The sequence below is a fragment of the Pseudomonas sp. SAS7 genome (genome assembly GCF_052112345.1).
Lineage (GTDB): Bacteria > Pseudomonadota > Gammaproteobacteria > Pseudomonadales > Pseudomonadaceae > Aquipseudomonas > Aquipseudomonas putida_Q.
This window is the reverse complement of record NZ_JBEGGO010000037.1, coordinates 1-3,595: the sequence shown is the minus strand read 5'-3', so window position 1 is coordinate 3,595 and position 3,595 is coordinate 1. Positions and strand designations below refer to the sequence as shown.

General features: G+C 64.4%; 4 protein-coding genes. 1 reads left to right on the top strand and 3 read right to left on the bottom strand.

Annotated features, from left to right (window positions below):
• Positions 1-81: 81 nt before the first annotated feature.
• The 3 genes from catA to ABI582_RS28545 are packed head-to-tail and all read right to left on the bottom strand — an operon-like array spanning position 82 to position 2,494.
• The gene (gene catA, locus ABI582_RS28555) at positions 82-1,017 is read right to left on the bottom strand and encodes a catechol 1,2-dioxygenase (protein WP_442120973.1); all 936 of its coding nucleotides are present in this window, start codon (positions 1,015-1,017) and stop codon (positions 82-84) included.
• A gap of 43 nt (positions 1,018-1,060) precedes the next feature.
• Complete coding sequence (catC, locus tag ABI582_RS28550) at positions 1,061-1,351, bottom strand: muconolactone Delta-isomerase (protein ID WP_338744327.1); 291 nt, start codon at positions 1,349-1,351, stop codon at positions 1,061-1,063.
• 21 nt (positions 1,352-1,372) lie between these two features.
• Positions 1,373-2,494: a muconate cycloisomerase family protein gene (locus ABI582_RS28545; RefSeq protein ID WP_016499204.1), complete on the bottom strand. Its 1,122-nt coding sequence runs from the start codon at positions 2,492-2,494 to the stop codon at positions 1,373-1,375.
• A gap of 135 nt (positions 2,495-2,629) precedes the next feature.
• Here ABI582_RS28545 and ABI582_RS28540 point away from each other — a divergent pair, with 135 nt between their 5' ends.
• Positions 2,630-3,502 (top strand): LysR family transcriptional regulator, encoded by an 873-nt coding sequence (locus ABI582_RS28540; RefSeq protein WP_258909255.1) that lies wholly within the window; start codon positions 2,630-2,632, stop codon positions 3,500-3,502.
• Positions 3,503-3,595 lie beyond the last annotated feature (93 nt).

Here is a 3,595-nt window from a genome sequence, read left to right as displayed (position 1 = left end):
ACTGTCTTGCGCGGTCCCTGTGGGAGCGGCCTTGTGCCGCGAATGGGCTGCGCAGCAGCCCCAACGATCTCCGCCTGATAATCAGCCTTCCTGCAACGCGCGCGGCCGGTGGCTGCGGGCCTCGGCCTCCACCGCCGTTGCCCCCTGCAGGTGGAAGTCGAACGACAGTTCGGCAAAACGCTCGCCTTGCACGCCGCGGTCACGCGCCGCCGCAGCATCCTCGACAAAGCGCAGCTCGCCGATCAGCCCGTCACGGGTGGCGTAGGCAAAGTCGTCCCACAGGTACTTGTCACCCTCGAAATTGATCTGCGTGGTCAGGTGCCGGTGCCCGGGTGCCGAGATGAAGAAGTGCACGTGCGCCGGGCGCTGGCCATGCCGCCCGAGCAGGTCCAGGCACTCCTGGGTCGGGCCCTGCGGGTCGCAGCCATATCCCGAAGGCACGATGGAACGCGCACGGTAGCGGCCCTCGGCATCGGTGATGATACGGCGGCGCAGGTTGTACTCGGACTGGGTCGAGTCGAAGTACGAATAAGTACCTTGGGTGTTGGCATGCCACAGATCGACGGTGGCGCCGGCCAGCGGCTTGCCGTCGGCATCGAACACCTGCCCCTGCAGGAACATCACCACACCAGGGTCGGTACCGTCGTCCATGCGCGCTTCGCCTTGCGCCACCGGCGCGCCGGCGACGTACAGTGGGCCTTCGATGGTCCGTGGGGTGCCGCCGCTCAGGCCGGCCTCGGCATCCTTGGCGTCCTGCAGCAGGTCGAGGAAGTGCTCGATGCCCAGGCCTGCGGCCAGCAGGCCAGCTTCGTTACGGCCCCCTAGGCGGTTGAGATAGTCAATGGCGTGCCAGAACTCGTCTTCGGTGATTTCCAGGTCTTCGACCAGGCGCGCGGTGTCCTGCAGCACACGCAGGATGATCTGCTTGAAGCGCGGGTTGCCTTCGGCGTGGTCCAGGCCAGCCACTTTGTTGAAGAAGGCTTGAATGTCGGCAGTGTGGGAAATTTTCACGGTCATCGTGCGTACCTCATATTGTTCTTGTCAGGCAGACAGGTGCGTATCAGCGGTCGTCGCTGTGGATCGACGAGGGATGCCGGCACAGGCCGTCGACCTCGATGTCCATGTACGGGAACAACGGCAGTTGCATCAGGGTGTCGTGCAACGCCTCGACGCTGGGCACATCGAACACGCTGTAGTTGGCGTAGTGCCCGGCAATGCGCCACAGGTGGCGCCATGTCCCTTCACGTTGCAGGCGCTGGGCCAGTTCCTTTTCATCGGCCTTGAGCTGGGTAGCCCTGGCCGGGTCCATGTCCACCGGCAGTTTCACGGTCATCTTCACGTGGAACAGCATGATTATCTCCTTGTTTGCTGATCAGCGACGGGCGAAGCGCGCCAGGCGCTGTTCGTCCAGGGTCAGGCCCAGGCCTGGGGTACGGGGAATGTGCAGCTGGAAGTCGCGGTATTGCGGCGGCTCGTTGACGATTTCTTCGGTCAGCAGCAGCGGGCCGAACAGCTCGGTGCCCCAGGTCAGTTGGCGCAGGGTAAGGAAGGCGTGGGCCGAGGCCAGGGTGCCGATCGAGCCCTCGAGCATGGTGCCCCCATACAGGCCGATACCGGCGGCCTCGGCGATTTGCGCGGTGCGCAGCACGGCACGCGGGCCGCCGTTCTTGGCGATTTTCAGGGCAAAGATGCTGGCGGCGCCGTCGGCGGCCAGGCTGAAGGCATCCTCGACGCTTTCGATGGACTCATCGGCCATGATCGGTGCAGGGCTGCGCTGGTTCAGGCGCACCTGGCCGCCGCGGTTGATACGCGAAATCGGCTGCTCGATCAGGTCGATACCGTTGTCGCCAAGCACCTGGCAAGCGCGGATGGCCTGGGATTCGTCCCAGTACTGATTCACGTCCACCCGCACACTGGCGCTGTCGCCCAGTTCGCGTTTTATCGTCACCACGTGTTTGAGGTCCTGCTCCACCGGGTTGGCGCCAATCTTCAGCTTGAACACCCGGTGACGGCGAATTTCCAGCATGTGCCGGGCTTCGGCGATATCACGGGCGGTGTCCCCACTGGCCAGGGTCCAGGCCACTTCCAGGCTGTCGCGCACACGGCCGCCCAGCAATTCGCTGACCGGCAGGCCCAGGCGTTTGCCCTGGGCATCGAGCAAGGCGCTTTCGATACCCGACTTGGCAAACGTGTTGCCCTTGGCCAGCTTGTCCAGCTTGAGCATGGCGGCGTTGATGTTGTCTGCCGCCAGGCCGATCAGCGCCGGGGCCAGGTGCGCGTCGATGTTGGCCTTGATGCCCTCGGGGCTTTCGTAGCCATAGGCCAGGCCACCGATGGTGGTGGCCTCACCGATACCTTCCACGCCATCGCTGCAACGCACACGCAATACCACCAGGGTCTGCTGCTGCATGGTGTGCATTGCCAGCTTGTGCGGGCGAATGGTCGGCAGGTCGACGATAATTGCATCAATACGTTCAATCAGCGCGCTTGTCATTGTTGCCAGGTCCCGTCAGGTCGGGCTGCCAGTTGCAGGCCCGAATGGTGCATTTACTTGATTGTTCAAGGATTGCGCGAGACCCTGATGACCGTCCAATATCAAATGAATCTCCCACCATACCCTGGAGGTCTGATGGAGCTGCGCCACCTGCGTTACTTCAAGGTCTTGGCCGAGACCCTGAACTTCACCCGCGCCGCCGAGCTGCTGCACATTGCCCAACCGCCCTTGAGCCGGCAGATCAGCCAGCTGGAGGACGAGCTCGGCACGTTGCTGGTAGCGCGCGAACGCCCTCTGCGGCTGACCGAGGCCGGCCGATTCTTTTACGAGCAGACCTGCACCGTACTGCAGCAACTGCAGAACATCAGCGACAACACCCGCCGCATTGGCCAGGGCCAGCGCCAGTGGCTGGGCATCGGCTTTGCCCCCTCGACCCTGTACAACGTGCTGCCAGAGCTGATCCGCGAGCTGCGCCAGGACAGCGAGCTGGAACTGGGCCTGAGCGAGATGACCACGCTGCAGCAGGTGGAAGCGCTGAAGAGCGGGCGCATCGACATCGCCTTCGGGCGCATTCGTATCGAGGACGCGGCCATTGCGCAACAGGTCCTGCGTGAAGACCCGCTGGTGGCCGTGCTGCCCAAGGGCCACCCGCTGGCGGGCAGCCCGCTCAGCCTCGCCCAGCTGGCTGGCGAGGCGTTCATCCTCTACCCGGCCAACCCCCGGCCCAGTTATGCCGACCACGTGCTTGCGCTGTTCGCCCAGCACGGCATGAGCATCCGCGTCAGCCAGTGGGCCAACGAACTGCAGACGGCCATCGGCCTGGTGGCCGTCGGCGTTGGGGTGACCCTGGTGCCAGCATCGGTACAACAGCAGCACCGCACCGATATCGAGTATGTCGGCTTGCTTGATAGCAGCGCGGTCAGCCCGATCATTCTTAGCCGGCGCAAGGGTGACGTGAGCCCGATCGTGCAGCGGTGCCTGGGGTTGATCGCCCAGCAGGTCGGGTGAGCAAAACCAGAAGCCACGCGGTACCTGTGGGAGCGGCTTTAGCCGCGAACACCGGCGCAGCCGGTGCCATGCACCGCGTTGGGGCCTTCGCGG

Bases quoted from the DNA above. Each gene is read 5' to 3' on its own strand.
- catA (WP_442120973.1), bottom strand. From the start codon at position 1,017: ATGACCGTGAAAATTTCCCACACTGCCGACATTCAAGCCTTCTTCAAC.
- catC (WP_338744327.1), bottom strand. From the start codon at position 1,351: ATGCTGTTCCACGTGAAGATGACCGTGAAACTGCCGGTGGACATGGAC.
- ABI582_RS28545 (WP_016499204.1), bottom strand. From the start codon at position 2,494: ATGACAAGCGCGCTGATTGAACGTATTGATGCAATTATCGTCGACCTG.
- ABI582_RS28540 (WP_258909255.1), top strand. From the start codon at position 2,630: ATGGAGCTGCGCCACCTGCGTTACTTCAAGGTCTTGGCCGAGACCCTG.